The organism is Marinilactibacillus sp. XAAS-LB27, from assembly GCF_036039175.1.
Classification (GTDB): Bacteria; Bacillota; Bacilli; order Lactobacillales; family Carnobacteriaceae_A; genus Marinilactibacillus.
Window position 1 is genome coordinate 12,551 of the sequence record NZ_JAYXKP010000010.1, and the last position, 25,656, is coordinate 38,206.

Below are 25,656 nucleotides of genomic sequence, written 5' to 3' on the forward strand. Positions count from 1 at the left end.
AAATAGGTCTGACAAGAATAGACCTGACAGAAACAAGTTTGATAGAAACAAAGTAAAAGGATCTGGTGAACGTAAGCAGAATCGCATTCAGCCAAAGACCGAACCAAAACCAGAAGTGATTGAGCAAGATATTGCACAAGATGAAATGGTGATTGGAAGAATCCCGGCACTAGAAACGATCAAGTCAAATCGTGATATCAACAAAGTGTTTCTACAAGAAGGTTTATCAGGTGGTAAACTAAAAGATATTCAGGAAGAAGCTAAAAAGCGTAAGATACAGTTGAGTTTTGTTCCAAAAAGCAAATTAGATTTATTGAGTGATGGTGAGAATCACCAAGGCGTTCTTGTAGCAGCGAGTCCGGTCGCTTATGCTGAAATAGATGACTTATTCGCAGCTGCAAAAGCAAAAGACGAAGTTCCGTTCTTTGTATTGTTAGATGGAATAGAAGATCCACACAATTTAGGATCCATCATGAGAACCGCAGATGCCGCAGGTGTTCACGGAATTATTATTCCTAAACGCCGTGCAGTCGGTTTAACTTCTACTGTTGCAAAAGCAGCAACCGGAGCCATTGAACATGTACCTGTCGTACGCGTAACTAATCTTGTTCAAACCATTGAAGAACTGAAAGAACGTGGATTATGGATTTTCGGAACAGATATGAACGGAACGGATTATAGACGATGGGAAGTAGAGGCACCGATTGGTTTAGTAATTGGGAATGAAGGAAAAGGGCTGTCTCGTCTTGTTAAAGAAAAAGTAGACGAAACATTAACGATTCCTATGACAGGACATGTGCAAAGTTTGAATGCAAGTGTGGCTTCCAGCTTATTAATGTACGAAGTATTCCGTAAAAGAAACGCCTTGTAAGAAATTGATTCAGAGGAAGGGAGGCGCGCGATGAAAAAAGAACTGCTTTACGTAGATGGGTATAACATGATCGGAGCTTGGCCAGAATTGGTAAAGCTTAAAAAAATCGATAAAATGGCAGATGCAAGAGATCAATTACTTCATGAACTAAGTAATTATGCAAAGTATCAGGGAGTAGAAGTCAGAATCATATTTGATGCTCAGCTCGTTCCTGGGATTCAGCAAAGGTATGATAAGTACGATGTCGTTGTCATCTTTACAAGTGAAGGCGAGACCGCTGATAGTTATATCGAAAGATCGGTTGGAGAAGAGAACTTATTGATTACGAATGTATCTGTAGCTACTTCTGACCTTGCAGAGCAATGGATTGTTTTCCAAAAAGGTGCAGCTAGAAAATCAGCTATAGAATTATACAAAGAGTTAAACCGAGTCAAAAAGAACATCGCTTTAGATGCAACCTTATACAAGATGCAGCAGTATCGGCGTAACTCCCCTCTGAAAGAAGAAGATGAGAAAAGGCTGAAAGAGTTTTATCAAAAGTTGATTCAAAACGAGCACCCAAAAGATTTTTTATGAATGTGAATAAAATGTGAAAAAGAAGTCCTTTTAAAGGGCTTCTTTTTTTTGGAAAACATTTATGAAAACGGATCAAAACAATGACGTTCAGAATTTCCTAATTTGTTGTATTTAAATATATGTGAGTTAGGTAAAAAAAGATTGAAAAACAGAGAAAATCTTCGTTAAAAATAGAAGAGTTATGGCAATATAATATTGTATAAGAACGTTTCTCATCTAATGCGAGCGTTCCATTACAGAAAGGGGTATTAAGACAATGCTGGATCAGCAAAATGGACAGTTACGTAGAAGGAGAATCAAACCAGAGGAGCATATCAATGAGACGTTGATATTTATGGTGCAACACGTCGACGAAAGTCGGTTCAGTGAATTGTTTGAAAGATGTAAACCCCTCTTTTACAGATCAATTAGAAAGAGATTTATTAGAGGATATGACCAAGATGATTTATGGCAAGAAGCTTGTGAATGTTTTGTAGAAGCAACGAGGAAATATGAAAGAGACCGCGGTATGAGTTTTAGCCAATACGTCTCATTGTGTTTGGATAATCATTTTAATCGACTGAGCAGGTGGAACAACGCCTTGAAGAGAAAGTCTAATAAAGAAGCTTTATCGTTAGATGGTATTGTTGAGCAAAAGGGCAATCAAGTAATGGGTACAGCCAAATCACTGTCCCCATCAGAGTGGATTCTCATGCAAGAGTCTATGGCGGAGTACCAAGAAGCTTTATCTGGATTTGAGAAAATTGTCAGTATGCTTTATATGAGTGGATATAATTATGATGAAATTGCAACTAGTCTGCGGTGTTCAAGAGAAAAAGCGATGAATGCAAAACACAGATGCAGTCAGAAATACAAAGAATTGTTTTTTAAAAAATCGCTCACTTGAAAAAAGGCAGGTGACTGTTTTACTCGGTCATTCCTCATACTGACGACGGAAGCGATGAATAATAGATGTTTTGTCCATCAAGAAATTTGCCGAGATTCCAATGGCAATACCAGATAAGATGCCCATAAAAGATAGTACAGGCAGGTACAGAAGAACCGTCCATGTTTGAGCAATAAAACTGGCAACGAATAATTGGCCTAAATTATGTAAAATACCACCAGTAGCACTTACTCCAATGATGCTGACTTTTTTACCACCAGTAGTTTCAACAAAGACCATCCCTAAAAAGCTAAGTATAGCTCCTGCTGCACTGTAGAGGAGTGTAGAAATTGTTCCGCCTAGCAAAGTTGTCATCAACAAGCGCATGCCAACAACCTTCATACTATCTTTAAAAGGAAGGGTATAGATTGCGACGATGGTGATCAAATTGGCTATACCAAGTTTAGCACCTGGAGCGAATGCAAAAGGAAATGGAATACTTCGCTCTATAAGCCCTAAAATAACCGCTTGAGCAGAAAGTAAAGATATATAAATGAGTTTTTGAGTTTTAGTCATAAAAAAACGTCCTTCGAATAAGCATTTATGTAAGGCTATTGTGCCATAGATTAGAAGCTTCTTCTATAGAAAGATATAAATTAAAACAAACTTGATTTGTTCTTATACATAAACGTCTGTTTCTAGACACAACTGAAGTGCCTATACATAAAATCATATACTCCATATAAGAAAAAGAATACGTAGAGTCTAAAGTAGTGGTTGACTAACTTATTGATAAACAGTATTATTTAGATTGGTACGCAGTGAAGTTGCGTTTTAGAGCAACCGTGGGAAAAAAGAAACGAGGAACAGAAAATATGCAAAAGAAAATCGTCCTAGCCTGTACAGAATGTGGTTCAAGAAACTACTCTAAAAACGGCGGATCAAAAGTTCGAACAGAACGACTAGAAGTAAAAAAATACTGTAGTTACTGTTCAAAGCACACATTACACAGAGAAACTAAATAACCTTTAATAAATCAAATGAATCAAATAGTATGGGAGGATGACACCGATGGGTAAAATAAAGAAGTTTTTCGGAGAAGTGAAATATGAGTTACAAGAAACCACTTGGCCGACGAACAAAGAAATGCGAAAAAATACGTTAACTGTATTTGGAGTTGTAGCATTTTTCAGCGTTTTCTTTTTTGGAATAGATTCGATCATTACTTTTTTACTGAATTTGATTTAAAAAAAGTTGAATGACTAATTGCAATAGATTATCAGACGTTTAAGTGATATAATGCGAATAGATTAAACGAAACGACTAAAACCTTCTCAATCGATAACACGTGCAGAAGGTTTTTTATTATGGTTTGGAACAATTGAGGAAAATCAGAAAAACAACAAAAAAGGAGAAAGACATGTCTGAAATTGAATTATCAAAAGCTTGGTATGTACTACACACTTACTCAGGTTACGAAAATAAGGTAAAACAGAATCTAGAATCTCGTGCGACTAGTATGGGAATGGAACACAACATTTTACAAGTGTTGATTCCGGAAGAACAAACTTATGAGGAAAAAGACGGAGAAACAAAAGTTTCTACACATAAAACTTTCCCAGGATATGTACTCGTTGAGATGATTATGTCAGATGATGCTTGGTATATCGTACGTAATACTCCCGGTGTAACTGGGTTTGTTGGGTCACACGGTGCAGGAAGTAAGCCTTCTCCATTGTTACCAGAAGAAGTGGATCAGATCTTGCGTAGTATGGGTATCAATCCTCGTAAAGTAAATATGGATGTTGAAATTGGCGAACGTGTCAAAATTATCAACGGTGCCTTTTCAGGAATGGAAGGTACAATTACAGAAATCGAGTCTGAAAAAGGTAAAATCAAAGCGCTCGTTGAAATGTTTGGCCGTGAAACAAACGCTGAACTTGACTATGATCAGATTTCTAAGGTAAAAGATTAAAAAACATTTGACAGATAATCTTTGAAGGACTATAATATATCGGTACGCAAAGTAGGCGATACGCATATTTTGTATGCAAAGAAATAGGTGGGAGAGGAAAACTATAACCTCATTTAACCACTCGCGAAACAAATCAAGGAGGTATGTCTCGTGGCAAAGAAAGTCGTAAACCTAGTCAAATTGCAGATTCCTGCAGGGAAAGCTAATCCAGCTCCTCCAGTAGGTCCAGCACTAGGACAAGCACAAGTAAACATTATGGGATTTTGTAAAGAATTCAACGCGCGTACTGCAGACCAAGCCGGAATGATCATTCCAGTTGTTATCTCAGTATACGAAGACCGTTCATTTACATTCATCACTAAAACACCACCAGCTGCAGTATTACTTAAAAAAGCTGCCGGCGTTGAGTCTGGTTCTGGTGAACCAAACACTAAAAAAGTTGCATCTGTAACAAGTGCACAAGTTAAAGAAATTGCTGAAACAAAAATGGAAGACTTAAACGCTGCATCTGTAGAAGCTGCTATGCGTATGGTCGAAGGTACAGCTCGTAGCATGGGCTTCACTGTTGAAGGTTAATTAAAACCCTACAACTCTAAGCTCTTGCTGTCTCCAGAGTTGTAGTCGTGAGTTGTTTTTAAACGATTCACTCAGCTACTTCTAAGGAGAACAAGTGGGAGGTTAAGCCGTTAATACCACAACAAGGAGGAAATAATCATGGCGAAGAAAAGTAAAAAGTTTTTAGCTGCTCTGGAAAAAGTCAACAGAGAACAATTGTATGACGCAACTGAAGCACTAGAATTAGTTAAAGAAATCGACTACGCTGGATTTGATGCATCTGTAGAAGTTGCTTATCGTCTAGGAGTAGACCCTAAACAAGCTGATCAACAAATTCGTGGAGCAATGGTATTGCCACACGGAACAGGTAAAACATCAACAGTTATCGTTTTCGCAAAAGGAGATCAAGCAAAAGCTGCACAAGAAGCTGGAGCTGATTTCGTTGGAGATAGCGATTTAGTTGAAAAAGTACAAGGTGGATGGTTCGACTTCGACGTAGTTGTTGCAGCGCCGGACATGATGGCTGAAGTTGGTAAACTTGGACGTGTCCTTGGACCCAAAGGCCTTATGCCAAACCCTAAAACTGGTACAGTAACACCTAACGTAGCGAAAGCCGTTAACGATATCAAAGCTGGACAGGTTACTTACCGTGTAGACCGTCAGTCAAATATTCACGTTCCAATCGGAAGAGTTTCATTTGGCATCGACAAATTACAAGAAAACCTTTCTGCGCTTCACGAAACAATCGTTAAAGCTAAGCCATCTAGTTCAAAAGGTGTTTATATTAAAAACATGGCTGTTGCAAGTACTTTTGGTCCTGGTGTTAAAGTAGACCAAACAACAGTAAAATAATTATAATCTTAACTTAAAAAAATCAATTAATTCTTGACCTGTAGAGTGTAGCTTGCTATACTTATGCAGGTTAAGCAATTAACTGAACATTGATGAGTAAAAGTAAAGTGAATCTGTTTCTTGAATACAACAGAAGAACGATGCTAGATTATACCGAAGACAGTATGTGGCGAAAGCCTTAATACCATACCGAGGATAACTGTGATGTATATTTACGTTAAACACACACAATCCCTCTTTGTCTACGGAGACATGGGGTTTTTTTATTGCCCTTTACAATCGATCAGGAGGTGAAACATCAATGAGCAAAGCGAACATTTTAGCTAAAAAAGAAGAAATCGTTAAAGACATTACTAAAAAATTCGAAGACGCGGCTGCAGTAGTCGTAGTTGATTACCGTGGACTAACAGTTGAGCAAGTAACTGAATTACGTAAACAATTACGTGAAGCTGGAGTTGAAATGCACGTATTGAAAAATACTATGCTACGTCGTGCCGCTGAAGCAGCAAACTTGAACGGTTTAGATGACGTCTTTAAAGGACCTACAGCAGTAGCATTCAGTAATGAAGAAGTCGTAGCGCCTGCAAAAATCATTGCAGAATTTGCGAAAGATGCAGAAGCTTTAGAAATTAAAGGTGGCGTATTGGAAGGTAAAGTAGCAACTGTTGCAGAAATCAACAAAATTGCGACACTACCAAGCCGCGAAGGACTACTTTCTATGCTATTATCTGTACTTCAAGCACCAGTTCGAAACACTGCCTTGGCAATCAAAGCAGTTGCAGAGAAAAAAGAAGAAGAGGAAGCAGCGTAAGCTCACGTTCTTATGCAGAACGGCCTCTTCTGCAAATCATTTGGCACTATCATTTAATTAAAAACACAACTAATATACTGGAGGAAAATATAAAATGGCATTAGATATCGAAAAAATCATTGCTGACTTAAAAGAGTCTACAATCGTTGAATTGAACGACTTAGTTAGCGCAATCGAAGAAGAATTTGGCGTTGAAGCTGCAGCACCAGTTGCAGCAGCAGGAGCAGGAGTTGCAGCAGCAGAAGAACAAACTGAATTTACAGTTGAATTAACAAGTGCTGGATCTGCTAAAATCAAAGTAATCAAAGCTGTTCGTGAAGCTACTGGTCTTGGTTTGAAAGAAGCTAAAGCATTAGTTGATGGCGCTCCATCAGCAATCAAAGAAGGCGTTTCTAAAGACGACGCTGAAGAACTTAAAGCTAAAATCGAAGAAGCTGGCGGATCTGTAGAAGTTAAGTAATTAACTTTTCAATCGTTTGCTGAATCACTTAAAGAGCACCGCCACCCTGAGCCTGTTATGGTCAGAGTGGTCAGGTGCTCTTTTTTTATGAGGAAATAGGAAACCTTAAGAAATCTTTGCGTTTCTGTGGCTATTTTATGCTAAATGCCTGCCATAGCTATGAATGCTGAAACGAATCTGTTAAAATGTTTCCTTGAAGAGTGTTACAAAAAAATTTAAAATGTTAGATGCATACCAGAATTTGGATTGAAAAGGAGCATAAAAATAGATGAGTGAAGATAAACACACAAACCGTATAGATTACGGGGTCATATTGAGCGTCATGCTACTAGCGTTGTTCAGTATTGCCATGATTTATTCAACAACGAATTTAATGGCTGGTGAGGGCATGCGACAAACCATCATGCATACCATTTGGTACGCCTTAGGAACAATTGCGGTAGCTATCATTATGCAGTTTGACTCTGAGCAATTATGGAAAATGACGATGGTTCTTTACATTATCGGAATACTATTGTTGGTTGCTACACTTTTATTTTATGACAGAGAATTGGCTGCTAGGACCGGTGGTAAATCATGGATTAGGATACCTGGAATAGGTACAATACAACCCGCAGAAATCTCTAAGATTCCTTTTATCCTTATATTAGCCAAAACAGTCACGAAACATAATAGTTATTATACGAGTCATGAATACAGTAGTGACTTTAAATTACTGGGGAAAATCGCTTTATATTCGGCTCCGTATCTTGTGCTTGTAATCAATGACTTGGGAACAGCTTTAGTTTATATGGCAATACTAGTGGGAATTGTCTTACTTTCAGGTGTGAAATGGCAAATTATCCTACCGACTTTTTTGGTAGTCATGTCTCTTGGGATCGGTTTAATTTTATTGGTAGTTTATAACAGAGAGTTTCTGATTAATTTAGGTTTTAGTAATTATCAATTTGCACGAATCGATACTTGGCTGAATCCTCTTCAAAGTTCATCGGATGATGCGTACCAGATCACTCAAGTATTTAAGGCTATTGGATCTGGTGGAATTATGGGTAAAGGTTTAGGCGTAACAGAAGTCTACATTCCTGTTAGAGAGTCCGATATGATTTTTTCAACTGTTGGAGAGAATTTCGGATTCGTAGGTGGAGCCTTCTTGATATTGCTTTACTTTATCCTCATCTATCACATGGTAAAAATCGTTTACGATACAAGAAATGAATTCTATGCTTATATTGCAACAGGTGTTATTATGATGATTGCTTTCCACGTACTGGAAAATATCGGAATGAGTATTGGTTTATTACCAATGACAGGAATACCTTTACCGTTTATCTCTCAAGGAGGATCGGCTTTGCTTGGGAATATGATGGCGATAGGCTTAATCATGTCTATGCGTTTTCACCATAAGTCCTACTTTTTCTCTGGCGAGTCTGAAGAGTTTCACACAGGTTCGTAATAGAGTTGGATATTCTGGAACGATTTCTTGAAAATGAATTTAAATAAACGACCAATAAGGTTTAGTGTATGAAAAAAGCTGATAACCGGAGTACCAAAAGCGGATTTTTCTAATTGAAAGTCAAGTCAATGTGGTATCATCAGTAGTCTTAGATGGTAATGTAAAAATTTCACATCATTTCCTAAAGAGTAGAGAAAGATTTAATACAAATATTTTCAAATAGTAGACACTCAAATAAATGGTCATCAATGAAAAAGTATAGAGAAGGGAGTGAAGGATCGATGTTCAAAGAGAGAATCAAGCATATGGATAAATATCTAGTGATTCCTTTTCTTGTCTTATCGCTGTTTAGTATCGTAATGGTCTACAGTGCTAGTAGTTATATGGGATTAAAAGATTACAACAATCCGCAATTCTATCTTGTTAGACAGACTGCCTACGTCATCGGGGGGCTGCTGTTTGCGTTTATCGGTGCTTTTTTTCCATTTCGACTCCTTAAGAAAAAGAAAGTCGTCATACTTGGTATTTTGTTGACGATTGTACTCTTGCTTATCCTATTGATCTTCGGAAGAGAGATTAATGGCGCGAAAAGCTGGATTGAATTACCGTTTTTTAACGTACAACCAGCGGAAATTGCTAAAGCAACCTGTATTTGGTACTTAGCTTACATTCTATCCAAAAAACAAAAGGTCATCGCTGATGATTTCTTGAATTCTATTATGGCACCTAGCTTGCTGATTGGTCTCGTTGTGGCTTTGATTTTGATTCAACCAGATACTGGGGCGGCTGTCGTAATCGTTGCGATCAGTGCAATTATGATCTTTGCCAGTGGTGTATCTGCTAAAGTAGGATTGATGCTTAGTGCTATGGGGACAGTCCTAGTGGCTGGAGTTTTAGAACTGGTAAGGCACTTTGGAACACATCTACCTTTTTTAAGAGGCTATCAGTATCAGCGTTTTCTAGCTTTTTGGGATCCTTTCGCGTTAGCGGATGGTGCTGGTCTTCAGCTGGTTCAGTCCTATTACGCACTAAGTCGAGGTGGACTTTTCGGTGTGGGGATTGGAAATAGTGTTCAAAAAACAGGCTATCTACCAGAGCCCTATACAGATTTCATCTTGTCCATTACGGGAGAAGAGTTGGGGTTGGTCGGGATTTTGTTTGTGCTTGGTTTGTTTACCTTCATGATTTCTCGTATTTATCTGATAGGAATTCGTTCTAAACGAAGTTTTGAATCTCTCATGTGCATCGGGATTGCTACAATGTTCTTTATTCAAGCACTCATTAATATCGGCGGAGTAATCGGGTTGATGCCAATTTCTGGTATGACGTTCCCGCTGTTAAGTTATGGGGGATCAAGTATGTTGATTCTTTCTGGATCCATTGGACTGGTCGCCAATATATCAGCTAGAGACCGCATTGAAAGAAGCAAAGCTCTGGTGAACAAATAGGAAGGTTGGTCTCTTAAAGAGATCGACCTTTTTATTTTTCGAGCTTATGCTTATAATAGAGGTAGGATAAAAACAAATCAGGGGGGAAGTCGCATGAAGTATTTCATAAAACAAAAGGTTTTCTCGTTCAATAATCAGTTTTCCGTAAAGGATGAAACCGGGCAATCGCTGTACCAAGTCGAGGGCAAGATGCTGAGTTTAGGGAATAAGTTACACGTGTATAATATGGATAACGAAGAAGTTCTTTATATCGAGCAAAAGCTTTTAAAGTTTCTTCCTGAATATGATTTAATTAAAAATGGAGAAAAAGTCGCTACGGTCAAAAAAGCATTCAGATTTTTTAAAAATGATTATTCCATTTTGGGACCAGACTGGGATGTCGAAGGATCCATCATGGCGCATGACTATGTGATCAAGCAAAGAGGAAACGTCATTGCAGACATTAACAAAGAGTGGTTATCTTGGGGAGATACTTATGCCATTGATATTCTAGATGAGAGTCAGACAGAATTACTGCTCGGTATTGTTATTGTCATTGATTGTGTTTTCTCAGCACAAAGAAACAATGGTTCTTCTTAGTAAGAGACCTCCGATAGCTACTGTTCAAAATTTTTCTTGCAAGGTTTGTGATTAATTGCTACAATAATAAAAGCAAAACTCCTTTAAAATTTATCCAGTGAGGTAAAAAAGGATGGAATAGCTCTACATAATTACATGCCTTCCGGGCGCCCACTGTGAATTTCTGAGTTTAGAAATGAAGCGTATTACAGGGTGCGAGTAGAAGCAGGTGATTTCCATCTGATAAACGAGGTCCTTTTGCGTAAATGCAAAGGGTATTTTTTTGCAAAAAATTCTGGAAATAACCTATTCAAACTCAGGAAGGAACGATAACATATGGCAGTAGAAAAACAAACACTTATCCTTGACGTGGAGGACAAACCAGCGCTAACAACGGGGTTATTACTAAGTCTTCAGCATGTTTTTGCAATGTTTGGGGCAACGATTTTAGTCCCTATCTTACTAGGGCTTCCGGTATCAGTCGCATTATTAGCGAGTGGAGTCGGAACTTTGATTTATCAAATTGCTACAAAGGCGAAAGTGCCTGTTTACTTAGGTTCTTCCTTTGCATATATTGCAGCGATGCAAGTAGCTATTGAGCAAATGGGAGGAGACATTAGTGCGGCTCAGACGGGTATCGTTATGGTTGGTCTTGTCTACATTGTGATAGCAGGTGTAGTTAAAGTGGTTGGAACAAACTGGATTGATAGGCTCCTCCCACCAATCGTTATCGGGCCCATGATTATGGTGATCGGTCTGGGATTGGCTTCTAATGCTGTTTCAAACGCTGGACTTGTAGCCGATTCAGATTGGAAAACGATTCTCGTAGCCGTTTCTACATTCTTAATTACAGCTTTCATCAACACGAAAGCTACAGGCTTCTTCAAAATCATTCCTTTTTTAACTGGGATTATCTTTGGATATATCGTCGCTATCCTGCTCGGTCTTGTCGATTTCACACCAATTATTGAAGCAAACTGGTTGGCAGTACCAGAAATTTATGTTCCATTTGAAAACAATCTGTTTAATTCTTATACCTTTTACTTTGGTCCGGAAACATGGGCCATTTTACCGATTGTGCTGGTTACAGTAGCAGAACACATCGGGGATCATACAGTGCTTGGTAAAATCGTCGGACGTCCATTCCTGAAAAATCCTGGTCTTTCTAGAACATTGATTGGAGATGGCGCAGCAACAGCCGTGTCTGCATTTTTTGGAGGACCGGCCAATACAACTTACGGTGAGAATACCGGTGTTATTGGTATGACAAGAATTGCTTCTGTCTCAGTCATTCGAAACGCGGCCTTTATCGCAATTGGATTGAGCTTTTTTGGGAAGTTCACAGCATTGATCTCAACAATTCCAAATGCTGTATTAGGTGGTATGTCCATTCTACTTTACGGGGTCATTGCCAGTAACGGTTTAAAAGTCATGATTGAAGATAAAGTGGACTTCAATCAATCTCGTAATTTAATCATTGCAAGTTCAATGCTCGTGATCGGTCTAGGTGGAGCGGTCCTAGATATTGCTGGATTCGTTACTTTGTCGGGGACGGCTTTAAGTGCTCTAACAGGTATTGTATTAAACTTGATTTTGCCGCGCGAAGAACCTTTCAAGGCAGAAGTGTAAGGAACTCCTAGAATAAATGACTTGAAATAAAAGAGGTGCGAGAGCGCCTCTTTTTATTGTTTCTTATAAAATTTAAGAATATTTTTTGATTATTATGATTATTACGGTAAAATATAAAGTGAATTGAAGACGAAACTGACAGCTATAAAGAAATGGATCAGTAAACGATGACCTTAATCCAACCAATATACTAGAAAGTGTGTAAATAAATGAACCAAAGAATTGAAAGAGACGCAATTGGGACAGTGAAAATAGCTGCTGAGAAAAAGTGGGGAGCTCAAACGCAGCGAAGTCTAGAAAATTTCCCCATCGGAAGTGAGAAGATGCCGATCGAAGTGATTCAGGCTTTGGGGCTGGTCAAGAAAGCTGCGGCTTTGACGAATGCAGAGATCAGCCTTCTGGATACAAGTAAAGCAGAAGCGATTTCTGAAGTATGCGATGAGCTGGTGTGGGGGATGCTAAATGATGAATTCCCTTTATCTGTTTGGCAGACGGGCAGCGGGACACAAACGAATATGAACCTAAACGAGGTCATCTCCCATATTGCAAACGAGAAAAGAGCATCCGACCCAATACACCCTAATGATGACGTCAATAAAAGTCAAAGTTCAAATGATACCTTCCCGACAGCGATGCAAATAGCTGTTGTCTTGAAAGTTAAAGAGCGCTTAGTACCTGTACTGGCAGAGGTTAAACAAACATTAAATAGACTTGCCGAGACGTATAAGGATACAATCAAAATCGGACGAACACATCTTCAAGATGCAACACCGCTAACGTTTGGACAAGAAATTAGTGGATGGATCGGTATGATTGAACGAAACGAAAAAATGATCGAAGAATCTATGAAAATGATGTACGATTTACCACTGGGAGGAACAGCTGTTGGAACGGGTCTAAATGCTGAGCCGACTTTTTCTGGAAAAGCCATTCAAAAAATTACACGTTGGACAAATGAACCTTTTGTTCAAATGGAAAACAAATTTCATGGATTGTCCAGTAAAGATAACTTTGTCTTCTTTCACGGTGCTCTAAAATCACTTGCAGCAAACGTTATGAAAATGGCAAACGATATTAGATGGCTAGCTAGTGGGCCGCGCTCAGGGTTTTCTGAGATTACCATACCAGCGAACGAGCCAGGTAGCTCAATCATGCCAGGGAAAGTTAATCCGACTCAAGTAGAAGCACTGACGATGGTCTGTGTCCAAGTCATGGGCAATGATACAACCGTTGGTATAGCTGCCTCGCAAGGGAACTTTGAATTGAACGTCTATATGCCAGTCATTATCTATAACACAATTCAGTCCATTACCCTTCTAGCAGACGGGTTGCAGAGTTTCAATAAAAGGTGTTTAACTGGTCTAACAGCGAATGAAGAAAAAATGCGTACTTATGTCGATCAATCACTAATGCTAGTTACAGCGTTAGCGCCAGTGCTTGGATATGACACAGCGAGTGCTTTAGCGAAACAGGCATTTGAAGAAAACAAAACATTAAAAGAAGTCGTTATGTCAGCTGAGCTGATGAGTGAGCAAGACTTTGATGACTATACAGATCCTAGAAAGATGGTTTAAGCATGGGCGATCACTATTACACAAATGATCCACAATCGAAAAGTAATCAACAGTCGTGGACAACACAATTAAGAGGGTTCGAATTCACCTTTAATACAGATGCTGGAGTATTCTCGAAAGAAAAAGTCGATTATGGCTCCAAAGTATTGCTTGATGCGGTCGACTTAACAGAATTTCCAGAAGGTTCCTTACTAGACGTTGGATGCGGATACGGACCGATTGGATTAACACTAGCAAAGCTTGATAAAAATAGAGTAGTTGAAATGGTAGACATCAACGAACGTGCACTAGCGCTTGCTGAGAAAAATGCTGCAACGAATGGTGTGAACAATATTTCGATTCATGCATCTTCTCTTTATGAAACCGTAACGCATCAAAAGTTTGCAGGAATCTTTTCAAATCCACCGATAAGAGCAGGGAAAGAAACAGTTCACAAAGTTCTGGAAGAAGCGATCGATCATCTGACAGTGGGAGGTTACTTGGTGATTGTTATTCAGAAAAAACAAGGGGCACCGAGTGCACAAAAGAAAATGTCAGAAGTATTCGGAAATGTAGAGAGAATTGCGCTGGACAGAGGGTACTGGATTTTGAGATCTAAAAAAGTATCTTCATAGGAAATTGACGGAAAAAGAAGCCATTAGAAGAAGGTTGTCTAAAGTATGAAAATATGCTTGACACCCTTCTATTTGTCGTGTAAACTAAGTAGACGCTAAACAATGTATACAGTGGAGCGCTATGCGAAATATTGTCCGTATAGGGTTTTGAATGCTAAACAAAAGAACGTGAGAATGAAATCTATCGATTCTTCACATATCTTTTGTATTTTTTTTGGTCTAAAACAGGAAAACAAGGGATGATTTAAACGAATCGTCATCTTTGTAACTTAAATGTAATATTTAGATCGAGTGAAATGGTTAGTCTATACATTGAATATTAACGAGGGGTGAAGAGGTTGGCAGGCCATAATGTGAATTACGGTAAACACCGTATAAGAAAAAGTTTTTCACGAATCAACGAAGTGCTGGAACTCCCGAATTTGATCGAAATACAGACAGATTCATACGAATGGTTTTTAGAAGATGGATTGAGAGAGATGTTCAAGGATATCTCACCAATTGAGGATTTTTCTGGAAATCTTTCACTGGAGTTTACAGATTACAAACTACAACAACCAAAATATACAGTAGATGAAGCGAGACAACATGATTCAAACTACTCTGCTCCACTATATGTTAAATTACGCTTGATCAACAAAGAAACAGGAGAAGTTAAAGAACAAGAAGTATTCTTTGGCGACTTCCCTCTAATGACTGAACAAGGTACCTTCATCATCAATGGTGCAGAACGTGTTATCGTTTCTCAATTAGTTCGTTCACCAGGTGTTTATTTCAGCCCTAAAGTTGAAAAAAATGGTATGGAAGGTTTTGGAGCAACAGTTATCCCTAACCGTGGAGCTTGGCTAGAATATGAAACAGATTCTAAAGGTTTGTCTAACGTTCGTATTGACCGTACACGTAAGATTCCATTAAGTGTCTTGGTACGTGCATTAGGATTCGGATCAGATGATGAAATCATGGATCTTTTTGGAGCTAACGAAAGCCTAAAAGCTACATTAGAAAAAGATGTTCATAAAAACAGTGCAGATTCTCGAGTAGAAGAAGCATTGAAAGATGTTTACGAACGTCTACGTCCAGGTGAGCCGAAAACAGCAGACTCATCAAGAAGTTTACTGACAACTCGTTTCTTTGATCCTAAGCGTTACGATCTAGCTCGAGTAGGACGTTACAAGATTAATAAAAAATTAGACCTTAAAATTCGTTTGATGGGACTGACTTTAGCAGAAACGTTAGTAGATCCTGAAACAGGAGAAATTCTAGCTAAAGAAGGCACAATCGTTACACGTGATGTAATGGATAACCTTGGAGAGCATATCGATAACGGACTTGGCGGCATTACAATTCATCCTTCGGATGAAGGTGTTGTACCTGAGCCGATTAATCTTCAAGTCGTTAAAGTATACTCACCAATCGATTCAGATCGTGTCATTAACGTGATTGGAAATGCAACACCTGACCGTGAAATCAAATACGTAATTCCTGCGGACATGATTGCTTCAATGAGTTATTTCTTCAACCTTCAAGAAGGTATTGGCGAAACAGACGACATTGACCACTTAGGTAACCGTCGTATTCGTTCTGTTGGTGAATTGCTACAAAATCAATTCCGTATCGGACTATCTCGTATGGAACGTGTTGTACGTGAGCGTATGTCTATTCAAGACACCTCTACAACAACGCCTCAACAATTGGTCAATATTCGTCCAGTCGTTGCGTCGATCAAAGAATTCTTTGGATCTTCTCAACTATCTCAATTCATGGATCAAACGAACCCACTTGGAGAGTTAACACATAAGAGACGTCTATCTGCACTTGGACCCGGTGGTTTAACACGTGACCGTGCTGGATATGAAGTTCGAGATGTTCACTATTCTCACTATGGTCGTATGTGCCCGATTGAAACGCCTGAGGGACCGAATATTGGTCTGATCAACAGTTTATCGACATACGCTAAAATTAATGAATATGGATTTATTGAAACACCTTATCGTAAAGTAGATCGTGAAAACTTACGTGTAACAGAAGAAATCCACTATCTAACAGCAGATGTGGAAGATTTATATGTAGTAGCTCAGGCTAATGCACCACTTAATGCGGATGGTACATTCACAAACGATATCGTTCTTGCACGTACGAAAAACAAAAACGAAGAGATCGATGTAACGAAAGTCGATTACATGGATGTATCTCCGAAACAAGTTGTCTCTGTAGCGACTGCAAGTATTCCTTTCTTGGAAAACGATGACTCTAACCGTGCCTTAATGGGTGCGAACATGCAACGTCAAGCAGTGCCATTGATGCAACCAGAAGCACCGCTTGTTGGTACAGGTATCGAACACCTTGCTGCACGTGACTCTGGAGCTGCAATCATTGCGAAACATGACGGAGTTGTTGAATATGTGGATGCAAAACAAGTTCGTGTTCGTAGAGAAGACGGAACATTAGATAAATATAATATTGCGAAATTCAAACGTTCAAATGCTGGAACATCATACAACCAACGCGCTTTAGTTAGTAAAGACGAAAAAATAGACAAGGGAGACATCTTAGCAGATGGTCCGTCTATGGAAAATGGAGAAATGGCTCTTGGCCGTAATCCACTAATTGCCTTTACAACATTCGACGGTTATAACTTTGAAGATGCGATCATCATGAGTGAACGTCTGGTTAAAGATGATGTATATACGTCTATTCATATTGAAGAATTTGAATCAGAAGCCCGTGATACAAAACTTGGACCTGAAGAAATCACGCGTGAATTACCAAACGTTGGAGAAGATGCATTAAAACATCTTGATGACCGAGGAATTATTCGTATCGGTGCAGAAGTAAAAGACGGAGATATCCTAGTTGGTAAAGTAACGCCTAAAGGTGTATCTGAATTATCTGCAGAAGAAAAACTACTACACGCAATCTTTGGAGAAAAAGCCCGTGAAGTTCGTGATACATCTCTACGCGTACCACATGGTGGCGGCGGAATTGTACACGACGTTAAGATCTTCACACGTGAAGCTGGAGACGAATTATCACCAGGTGTTAACTTCTTGGTTCGTGTATTCATCGTTCAAAAACGTAAAATCAACGTTGGAGATAAGATGGCGGGTCGTCACGGAAACAAAGGGGTTATCTCTTTAATCCTTCCTGAAGAAGATATGCCATTCATGCCAGATGGAACGCCAGTAGATATCATGCTGAATCCACTTGGTGTACCATCGCGTATGAACATCGGTCAAGTTATCGAACTTCATATGGGTATGGCAGCACGTAAACTTGGTATCCACATTGCATCTCCAGTATTCGATGGAGCGCATGAGGAAGACATCTGGGAAACAATCAAAGAAGCTGGAATGGACGACGATGCAAAAACTGTCTTGTATGATGGACGTACTGGTGAAGAGTTCGACAATAGAGTGTCTGTTGGCGTTATGTACTATATCAAACTAGCTCACATGGTCGATGATAAACTTCATGCTCGTTCAACTGGTCCTTACTCTCTTGTTACACAACAACCACTGGGTGGTAAAGCTCAGTTCGGTGGACAACGTTTCGGAGAGATGGAAGTTTGGGCACTGGAAGCATATGGTGCAGCTTATACGCTACAAGAGATTCTGACATACAAATCAGATGATGTAGTCGGTCGTGTGAAAACTTACGAGGCCATCGTCAAAGGTGAGCCGATTCCACGTCCAGGTGTACCAGAATCATTCCGAGTACTTGTAAAAGAGTTACAGTCACTAGGACTGGATCTTAAAGTATTAGATAAAGAAAACTTAGCAATCGATCTTCAAGATACAGAAGAAGAAGACGATTACGGCAACGTAGATTCTTTAGAAGAAATGAAAAAAGAACAAGACATTAAACGTGCTGAAGAAGCGCAACAACGTGCTGACGAAGAAGCATTAATTGAAACGCAAGAGCAAGAAACGGAGTAAGTCGTTTTAAAAGAATCACCATAGAAGGGTAAGGCAAGCTGAGTAGTTTAGATACGTGGAGGCCACCTCGAAATGATACGAATCATTTTGAGCTGGCCTTGCCCGTTCTCTCGACTGCCCAGCGCCGTCTTGTTCTGGAGCTTTAGGGCAGCTCACAATCTAATAAAGGGAGGTCGCCCCTTTGATCGATGTTAATAATTTTGAAAGTATTCAAATTGGATTAGCTTCACCAGACAAGATCCGTAGCTGGTCTTTTGGAGAAGTTAAGAAACCAGAAACAATCAACTACCGAACACTTAAACCTGAAAAAGATGGACTGTTTTGTGAAAGAATCTTTGGACCAACCAAAGATTACGAATGTTCTTGTGGAAAATACAAACGAGTGCACTATAAAGGCATCGTTTGTGACCGTTGTGGCGTAGAAGTAACTAAATCTAAAGTACGTCGTGAACGTATGGGACATTTAGAACTTGCTGCACCAGTAACACACATCTGGTACTTTAAAGGTATTCCAAGTCGTATGGGTCTTGTACTTGATATGAGTCCTCGTGCATTGGAAGAAATTATTTATTTTGCATCTTATGTTGTAACAGATGCTGGTGATACACCACTTGAGAAAAAACAACTGATGACTGAACGCGAATACCGTGAGCGTCGTGCACAGTACGGAAAAAATTTCCAAGCTGAAATCGGAGCTGAAGCAATTAAAACATTATTAAATGATGTTGACCTTGTGGAAGAAGTCGCAGAACTTAAAGAACTTTTACAGTCTGCAACTGGACAAAAACGTACGAGAGCGGTTCGTCGTCTAGATATCTTAGAAGCTTTCCGTAACTCTGGTAACCACCCATCTTGGATGGTTATGGATGTTGTTCCTGTTATTCCTCCTGAACTTAGACCAATGGTTCAACTTGAAGGTGGACGTTTTGCAACAAGTGATTTAAATGACCTTTACAGACGTGTTATCAACCGTAACAACCGTCTGAAAAGATTATTAGACTTGAATGCACCACACATCATCGTTCAAAACGAGAAGCGTATGCTACAAGAAGCAGTAGATGCTTTAGTAGATAACGGTCGTCGTGGACGTGCTGTAACTGGACCAGGTAACCGTCCACTTAAATCTCTTTCGCATATGCTTAAAGGGAAACAAGGGCGTTTCCGTCAAAACTTACTAGGTAAACGTGTAGATTATTCTGGACGTTCCGTTATCGTAGTAGGACCAAGCCTTAAAATGTATCAATGTGGTCTTCCAAAAGAAATGGCCATCGAACTCTTCAAACCTTTCGTAATGAGAGAACTTGTTGCAAGAGACATTGCAAACAATATCAAAAATGCTAAACGTAAAGTAGAGCGCTTGGATGAAGAAATCTGGGAAGTTCTTGAAGATGTTATTCGTGAGCATCCAGTTCTCCTTAACAGAGCACCTACATTACACCGTTTAGGTATTCAAGCGTTTGAACCGATCTTAGTAGAAGGAAAAGCGATTCGTCTACACCCATTAGTATGTGAGGCATATAATGCCGATTTCGATGGGGACCAAATGGCGGTTCACGTACCTCTAAGTGACGAAGCTCAAGCAGAAGCACGTATTTTAATGCTTGGTGCTCAAAACATCTTGAACCCTAAAGATGGTAAGCCAGTTGTTACACCATCTCAGGATATGGTTTTAGGTAACTACTACCTGACTATGGAAGATCCAGAACGCGAAGGCGAAGGCATGATCTTCTCAAGCACGTCTGAAGCGATTCAAGCTTACCAAAGTGGTTATGTACACTTACATTCACGTGTAGGGATTCATACATCAGCTATCCAAAACAAACCATTCACAGAATGGCAAAAAGACAAGTACTTGATTACGACTGTTGGAAAATTGATCTTTAACGAGATTATGCCTGCAGAGTTCCCGTACTTGAATGAACCCACTCAAGCTAACCTTGAGAAACAAACACCAGATCACTATTTTGTTGCTTATGGTACCAATATTCCTGAGCACATCAAAAATCAAGAAGTCGTAAAACCATTCAAGAAAAACAACTTAGGAAATGTTATCGCGGAAGTCTTCAAACGATTCCACGTTACAGAAACTTCTAAAATGCTCGATCTTATGAAAAACCTTGGATATAAATATTCAACTAAATCAGGGATCACTGTAGGTATTGCGGATATTTCTAACCTGAAAGAAAAGGAAGAAATTCTTGAAAAAGCACATGAGCAAGTAGATCGCATTGATGCTTCTCATAGACGTGGTCTAATTACAGAAGAAGAGCGTTATACTTCAGTTATCAATGTCTGGACTAAGACAAAAGATCTTATCCAAAATCATTTAATGAACTCACTGGATCCACATAACAACATCTTCATGATGAGTGATTCAGGAGCCCGTGGTAATATCTCCAACTTTACCCAATTAGCTGGTATGCGTGGGTTGATGGCAGCTCCAAGTGGACGTATCATGGAATTACCGATTACTTCTAACTTCCGTGAAGGACTTTCAGTTCTTGAGATGTTCATCTCTACCCACGGTGCTCGTAAAGGTATGACAGATACGGCCCTTAAAACAGCCGATTCTGGTTACTTGACTCGTCGTCTAGTAGATGTTGCACAAGATGTCATCATCCGTGAAGACGATTGTGGAACAAAACGTGGACTACTTGTTACAGCAATCAAAGATGGTAACGAAGAAATCGAGCCACTTGAAGACCGTATTATCGGACGTTACGCTCGTAAAACAGTTAAGCACCCTCAAACTGGTGCAGTAATGGTTTCGGAAAATGAACTGATTACAGAAGATCTTACAAAAGAAATCATTGAAGCAGGAATCGAAGAAGTTACGATTCGTTCCGTATTCAACTGTAATACAAATCACGGTGTATGTAAGAAATGTTATGGTCGTAACTTAGCAACTGGCCGTCAAGTAGAAGTTGGAGAAGCTGTTGGAACAATTGCTGCTCAATCTATTGGACAACCAGGTACTCAGTTGACAATGCGTACATTCCATACTGGTGGGGTTGCCGGAGACGATATTACACAAGGTTTACCTCGTGTACAAGAGATCTTTGAGGCACGTCACCCTAAAGGGCAAGCGATGATCACTGAAGTTACTGGAGAAATTGCATCGATCGATGAAAATCCATCTGAACGTACGAAAGAGATCGTAGTTAAAGGTGCAACAGATACACGTACCTATACACTACCAATCAATGCGCGTCTTCGTATTAAAGAAGGAAGCTTTATCGAACGTGGAGATGCCTTTAACGATGGTTCAGTAGATCCTAAAGAATTGTTAGCTGTTAGTAATGTACTCAAATTACAAAACTATCTGTTACAAGAAGTTCAAAGAGCCTACCGTAGCCAAGGGGTAGAAATCGGAGATAAGCACGTTGAAGTTATGGTTCGTCAGATGCTACGTAAAGTACGCGTACTGGATCCAGGTGACACAACAATTCTTCCAGGTAACTTGATGGATATTCACGATTTCAAAGATCAGAATAAAGCAACATTATTATCAGGTGGACTACCAGCGACTGCTCGTCCTGTTTTACTGGGTATTACAAAAGCATCACTTGAAACGAATAGTTTCTTGTCCGCTGCTTCATTCCAGGAAACGACTCGAGTATTAACAGATGCTGCCATCCGTGGTAAAAATGATAAACTGATCGGATTGAAAGAGAATGTTATTATCGGTAAGAGAATTCCAGCCGGAACAGGCATGAAAGTCTATAACCAGATAAAACCAAAAAGTGTCGGCGTTGTAAGCGAAAATGTTTATAGCATCAATGATGAAATTAGTTCATCAACTATAGAAGAATAAAACAATGATGAGGCGAGCGGGAAACAATATCCCGCTCGAAACTCGTCTTTATATAAAAAAGATCAACCAGGATGTTGACAGCCCATTATAGACGTGGTAATATTCTAGAGGTGCTTTTGTGTACAGATTCCTGCTCTAGATCGTTTAAGCTCGATAGAGTCAACAGTCGTTCAGACTGGAATACAAGAGCCGTTAATGTGCTACGCAATTAGGTATAGTTTTTCAATATTAGATTCTAGACGTTAAGTCTTAAGCTGATATAAAGTGAATGAAATATCATCGCTAACAAAGCGATACTTTCTTTTGCTTAAAGAAGAACCGCCTGGATGTGTGGGTCTAGAAAAACCATTATTTATAAGAAAATCCGGAAGGAGGAAACAGAAAATGCCTACTATTAATCAATTGATTCGTAAACCTCGTAAATCAAAAATCGTTAAATCTGAATCACCAGCATTGAACAGAGGATATAACACTCAGAAACGTAAACAAACGACTGTATATTCTCCACAAAAACGTGGTGTTTGTACTCGTGTAGGAACAATGACTCCTAAGAAACCAAACTCTGCGCTTCGTAAATATGCTCGTGTTCGTTTATCTAACATGATTGAAGTAACTGCATACATTCCAGGAGAAGGACACAACTTGCAAGAACACAGTGTTGTCTTACTTCGTGGAGGACGTGTGAAAGATTTACCGGGAGTTCGTTACCACATCGTTCGTGGTGCGCTTGATACTGCTGGAGTTACTGATCGTAAACAAGGCCGTTCTAAATACGGTACTAAAAAACCTAGCTAAAACGGGTTAACCAAAAAAAATAAACTTTTAAATCATACTCTATGAAAGGAGGAATTTACATGCCTCGTAAAGGTCCTGTTACAAAACGTGACGTGTTACCAGATCCAATTTATAATTCTAAATTAGTTTCTCGTTTAATCAACCGTTTAATGGTTGACGGAAAACGTGGAAAAGCTTCTACAATCTTATATGATGCATTTGCTGCTATCAAAGAACAAACTGGAAATGATCCAATCGAAGTGTTTGAAGAAGCATTGAAGAACATTATGCCAGTTCTTGAAGTTAAAGCTCGCCGTGTTGGGGGTTCTAACTACCAAGTACCAGTAGAAGTACGTCCTGATCGTCGTACGACACTAGCATTACGCTGGTTAGTAAGCTACGCTCGTCTTCGTGGAGAAAATACCATGGAAGATCGTCTAGCTAAAGAAATCATGGATGCAGCTAACAACACTGGAGCATCTGTTCGTAAACGCGAAGAAATGCACCGTATGGCTGAAGCTAATAAAGCTTTCGCTCACTACCGTTGGTAATATAAATCAGGAATGTGTTCAGCAGAGGTTGTTTCTTGTTTTCAAGAAACAATACTTACTGACTCATTCTTTTATGCTGTATAACCGATTCATGTATATGCATGAACTGAATGAATTAAAGAGAGGTGTAGAGACAAGTGGCTAAAAGAAAGTTCCCTCTAGAAAAAACACGTAATATTGGTATTATGGCGCATATCGATGCGGGTAAAACTACTACTACTGAACGTATTCTTTATTATACTGGTCGTATCCACAAAATTGGTGAAACACACGAAGGTGCTTCACAAATGGACTGGATGGAACAGGAACAAGAGCGTGGAATTACAATCACTTCAGCAGCTACAACTGCTCAGTGGAATAATCACCGCGTAAACATCATCGATACACCTGGTCACGTGGATTTTACCGTTGAGGTAGAACGTTCACTACGTGTACTTGATGGTGCCGTTGCAGTACTAGATGCACAATCTGGTGTAGAGCCTCAAACTGAAACAGTTTGGCGTCAAGCTACAACTTATGGTGTTCCTCGTATCGTATTCGTAAACAAAATGGATAAACTAGGTGCAAACTTCTTAGATGCTAACCATTCTATGCACGATCGCCTTATGGCTAACGCTCATCCTATCCAGTTACCAATTGGTGCTGAAGATGACTTTAGCGGAATCATTGACTTGGTTCGTATGAGAGCTTTCATGTATGGTAATGACTTGGGAACTGAGATTACTGAAGAAGATATCCCAGCTGACCACATGGAATTAGCAGAAGAATGGCGTACTAAATTAGTTGAAGCTGTTGCTGAAATGGATGAAGATCTAATGATGCAATACCTTGAAGGAGAAGAAATCTCTGAAGAGCAACTAAAAGAAGGTATCCGTAAAGCAACATTGAGCGTTGAATTCTACCCAGTATTAGTAGGATCAGCATTTAAAAACAAAGGTGTACAATTGCTATTAGATGCGGTAGTTGACTATCTTCCTTCTCCACTTGACGTTCCTGCAATCCAAGGACACGCTCAAAGAGATCCAGAAGAAGTTATCGAACGTACTGCTGGCGATGACAATCCTTTCTCAGCATTAGCATTTAAAGTTATGACTGACCCTTATGTAGGTCGTTTGACATTCTTCCGTGTATACTCTGGTACTCTTCAGTCTGGCTCATATATCTTGAATGCAACAAAAGACACTCGTGAGCGTGTAGGTCGTATCTTACAAATGCACGCAAACTCTCGTGAAGAGATTCCTGAAGTATTCTCTGGAGATATCGCCGCAGCAGTTGGGTTGAAAGACACAACTACTGGTGACACTTTATGTGACACTGACAGCCCGGTAATCCTTGAATCTATGGACTTCCCTGAACCAGTTATCCAAGTAGCGATTGAACCTAAATCAAAAGCTGACCAAGATAAAATGGGTATTGCATTGCAAAAACTAGCGGAAGAAGATCCTACTTTCCGTGCCGAAACTGATCAAGAAACTGGAGAAACACTAATCTCTGGTATGGGTGAGTTACACTTAGACATCATCGTTGACCGTATGAAACGCGAATTCAAAGTTGAAGCTAACGTTGGAGCTCCTCAAGTATCTTACCGTGAAACATTCACTAAACAAGTACAATCAGAAGGTAAATTTGTTCGTCAGTCTGGTGGTAAAGGTCAATTCGGTCACGTATGGATTGAATTTACTCCAAACGAAGAAGGAGCAGGTTTCGAATTTGAAGATGCAGTTGTTGGTGGGGTTGTTCCACGTGAATACATTCCTGCAGTTAAAGCTGGACTAGAAGCTTCTCTAGATAACGGAGTTTTAGCTGGATATCCATTAGTGGATGTTAAAGCAAAACTTTATGATGGTTCTTACCACGATGTCGATTCGAATGAGACGGCATTTAAAGTAGCGGCTTCTCTTGCACTTAAAAATGCAGCTCAAAAAGCCGGTGCAGTAATTCTTGAACCAGTAATGGCTGTAGATGTTACAGTTCCTGAAGATTACATGGGTGATATCATGGGTCACATTTCTGCACGTCGTGGAAATATTGAAGGATCTGAACAACGTGGTAACTCAATGATCGTTAGAGGAATGATTCCTTTAGCTGAGATGTTCGGTTACGCAACTACACTACGTTCTGCTACTCAAGGTCGTGGAACATTCTCTATGCAATTTGACCACTATGATCAAGTTCCTAAGAGTATTGCTGAAGAAATTATCAAGAAAAATGGCGGATCTGACTCAGAATAATTTATTCTGAGCAACCGCTCAAACTGATTGATTAATGTAACATTAATCGGTATAATTATATGTGATAAAATGGTTTGAAAACTAAGTTTTCTTACCAATTAAAGGAACAC

At 39.4% G+C, this 25,656-nt stretch carries 22 protein-coding genes and 1 other annotated feature; of the genes, 21 read left to right on the forward strand and 1 reads right to left on the reverse strand.

Going from position 1 to position 25,656, the window contains the following annotated elements; translation table 11 throughout:
- The first annotated feature begins 145 nt into the window (after positions 1-145).
- The 3 genes from rlmB (at position 146) to VXN63_RS11150 (ending at position 2,333) form a co-directional block, all read left to right on the forward strand.
- A complete protein-coding gene (gene rlmB / locus VXN63_RS11140; RefSeq protein ID WP_327758212.1) occupies positions 146-871 on the forward strand; it encodes a 23S rRNA (guanosine(2251)-2'-O)-methyltransferase RlmB in 726 nt (241 codons plus the stop codon).
- A 30-nt stretch (positions 872-901) separates the two neighbouring features.
- On the forward strand, positions 902-1,447 hold the full coding sequence (locus tag VXN63_RS11145) for an NYN domain-containing protein (protein ID WP_327758159.1): 546 nt from the start codon (positions 902-904) through the stop codon (positions 1,445-1,447).
- A gap of 256 nt (positions 1,448-1,703) precedes the next feature.
- On the forward strand, positions 1,704-2,333 hold the full coding sequence (locus VXN63_RS11150; protein WP_327758160.1) for a sigma-70 family RNA polymerase sigma factor: 630 nt from the start codon (positions 1,704-1,706) through the stop codon (positions 2,331-2,333).
- A gap of 27 nt (positions 2,334-2,360) precedes the next feature.
- Here VXN63_RS11150 and VXN63_RS11155 read toward each other — a convergent pair whose 3' ends face one another.
- Positions 2,361-2,888, reverse strand: a complete 528-nt coding sequence (locus VXN63_RS11155) for a Gx transporter family protein (RefSeq protein WP_327758161.1) — start codon at positions 2,886-2,888, stop codon at positions 2,361-2,363.
- Between the two features lie 299 nt (positions 2,889-3,187).
- On the opposite strand from VXN63_RS11155, the gene rpmG reads away from it, so the two are divergent.
- From rpmG to fusA, 18 genes are all read left to right on the forward strand, one after another.
- Positions 3,188-3,337, forward strand: coding sequence for a 50S ribosomal protein L33 (rpmG, locus tag VXN63_RS11160; protein WP_225744946.1), 150 nt, complete (start codon positions 3,188-3,190; stop codon positions 3,335-3,337).
- 46 nt (positions 3,338-3,383) lie between these two features.
- Positions 3,384-3,560, forward strand: coding sequence for a preprotein translocase subunit SecE (secE, locus tag VXN63_RS11165; protein WP_225744945.1), 177 nt, complete (start codon positions 3,384-3,386; stop codon positions 3,558-3,560).
- Between the two features lie 172 nt (positions 3,561-3,732).
- Complete coding sequence (nusG, locus tag VXN63_RS11170; protein ID WP_327758162.1) at positions 3,733-4,287, forward strand: transcription termination/antitermination protein NusG; 555 nt, start codon at positions 3,733-3,735, stop codon at positions 4,285-4,287.
- A gap of 150 nt (positions 4,288-4,437) precedes the next feature.
- The gene (rplK, locus tag VXN63_RS11175) at positions 4,438-4,863 is read left to right on the forward strand and encodes a 50S ribosomal protein L11 (RefSeq protein WP_327758163.1); all 426 of its coding nucleotides are present in this window, start codon (positions 4,438-4,440) and stop codon (positions 4,861-4,863) included.
- 138 nt (positions 4,864-5,001) lie between these two features.
- Entirely contained in the window at positions 5,002-5,694 is a 693-nt protein-coding gene (gene rplA, locus VXN63_RS11180; RefSeq protein ID WP_327758164.1) for a 50S ribosomal protein L1, read from the forward strand.
- A 135-nt stretch (positions 5,695-5,829) separates the two neighbouring features.
- Positions 5,830-5,967, forward strand: a sequence feature (ribosomal protein L10 leader region).
- Between the two features lie 28 nt (positions 5,968-5,995).
- Positions 5,996-6,505 carry a 50S ribosomal protein L10 gene (gene rplJ, locus VXN63_RS11185; protein WP_327758165.1) on the forward strand — a complete coding sequence of 170 codons (510 nt, stop codon included), beginning with the start codon at positions 5,996-5,998 and terminating at the stop codon, positions 6,503-6,505.
- 94 nt (positions 6,506-6,599) lie between these two features.
- Positions 6,600-6,965 (forward strand): 50S ribosomal protein L7/L12, encoded by a 366-nt coding sequence (rplL, locus tag VXN63_RS11190; protein ID WP_327758166.1) that lies wholly within the window; start codon positions 6,600-6,602, stop codon positions 6,963-6,965.
- A gap of 268 nt (positions 6,966-7,233) precedes the next feature.
- Complete coding sequence (locus tag VXN63_RS11195; protein WP_327758167.1) at positions 7,234-8,418, forward strand: FtsW/RodA/SpoVE family cell cycle protein; 1,185 nt, start codon at positions 7,234-7,236, stop codon at positions 8,416-8,418.
- A 248-nt stretch (positions 8,419-8,666) separates the two neighbouring features.
- Positions 8,667-9,866 carry an FtsW/RodA/SpoVE family cell cycle protein gene (locus tag VXN63_RS11200; RefSeq protein WP_327758168.1) on the forward strand — a complete coding sequence of 400 codons (1,200 nt, stop codon included), beginning with the start codon at positions 8,667-8,669 and terminating at the stop codon, positions 9,864-9,866.
- A gap of 93 nt (positions 9,867-9,959) precedes the next feature.
- Positions 9,960-10,445, forward strand: coding sequence for an LURP-one-related/scramblase family protein (locus VXN63_RS11205; RefSeq protein ID WP_327758169.1), 486 nt, complete (start codon positions 9,960-9,962; stop codon positions 10,443-10,445).
- Positions 10,446-10,760: 315 nt separating this feature from the next.
- Positions 10,761-12,053, forward strand: a complete 1,293-nt coding sequence (locus tag VXN63_RS11210; RefSeq protein ID WP_327758170.1) for a uracil-xanthine permease family protein — start codon at positions 10,761-10,763, stop codon at positions 12,051-12,053.
- Positions 12,054-12,262: 209 nt separating this feature from the next.
- Complete coding sequence (gene fumC, locus VXN63_RS11215) at positions 12,263-13,627, forward strand: class II fumarate hydratase (protein WP_327758171.1); 1,365 nt, start codon at positions 12,263-12,265, stop codon at positions 13,625-13,627.
- A 2-nt stretch (positions 13,628-13,629) separates the two neighbouring features.
- A complete protein-coding gene (locus VXN63_RS11220) occupies positions 13,630-14,241 on the forward strand; it encodes a class I SAM-dependent methyltransferase (RefSeq protein ID WP_327758172.1) in 612 nt (203 codons plus the stop codon).
- Between the two features lie 329 nt (positions 14,242-14,570).
- Positions 14,571-18,176 carry a DNA-directed RNA polymerase subunit beta gene (rpoB, locus tag VXN63_RS11225; RefSeq protein ID WP_327758173.1) on the forward strand — a complete coding sequence of 1,202 codons (3,606 nt, stop codon included), beginning with the start codon at positions 14,571-14,573 and terminating at the stop codon, positions 18,174-18,176.
- Between the two features lie 181 nt (positions 18,177-18,357).
- Positions 18,358-21,990 carry a DNA-directed RNA polymerase subunit beta' gene (gene rpoC / locus VXN63_RS11230; protein ID WP_327758174.1) on the forward strand — a complete coding sequence of 1,211 codons (3,633 nt, stop codon included), beginning with the start codon at positions 18,358-18,360 and terminating at the stop codon, positions 21,988-21,990.
- A gap of 384 nt (positions 21,991-22,374) precedes the next feature.
- Positions 22,375-22,785, forward strand: a complete 411-nt coding sequence (gene rpsL / locus VXN63_RS11235; RefSeq protein WP_225744931.1) for a 30S ribosomal protein S12 — start codon at positions 22,375-22,377, stop codon at positions 22,783-22,785.
- Between the two features lie 59 nt (positions 22,786-22,844).
- Complete coding sequence (gene rpsG, locus VXN63_RS11240; RefSeq protein WP_225744930.1) at positions 22,845-23,315, forward strand: 30S ribosomal protein S7; 471 nt, start codon at positions 22,845-22,847, stop codon at positions 23,313-23,315.
- 137 nt (positions 23,316-23,452) lie between these two features.
- On the forward strand, positions 23,453-25,546 hold the full coding sequence (gene fusA / locus VXN63_RS11245; RefSeq protein WP_327758175.1) for an elongation factor G: 2,094 nt from the start codon (positions 23,453-23,455) through the stop codon (positions 25,544-25,546).
- Positions 25,547-25,656: the final 110 nt, after the last annotated feature.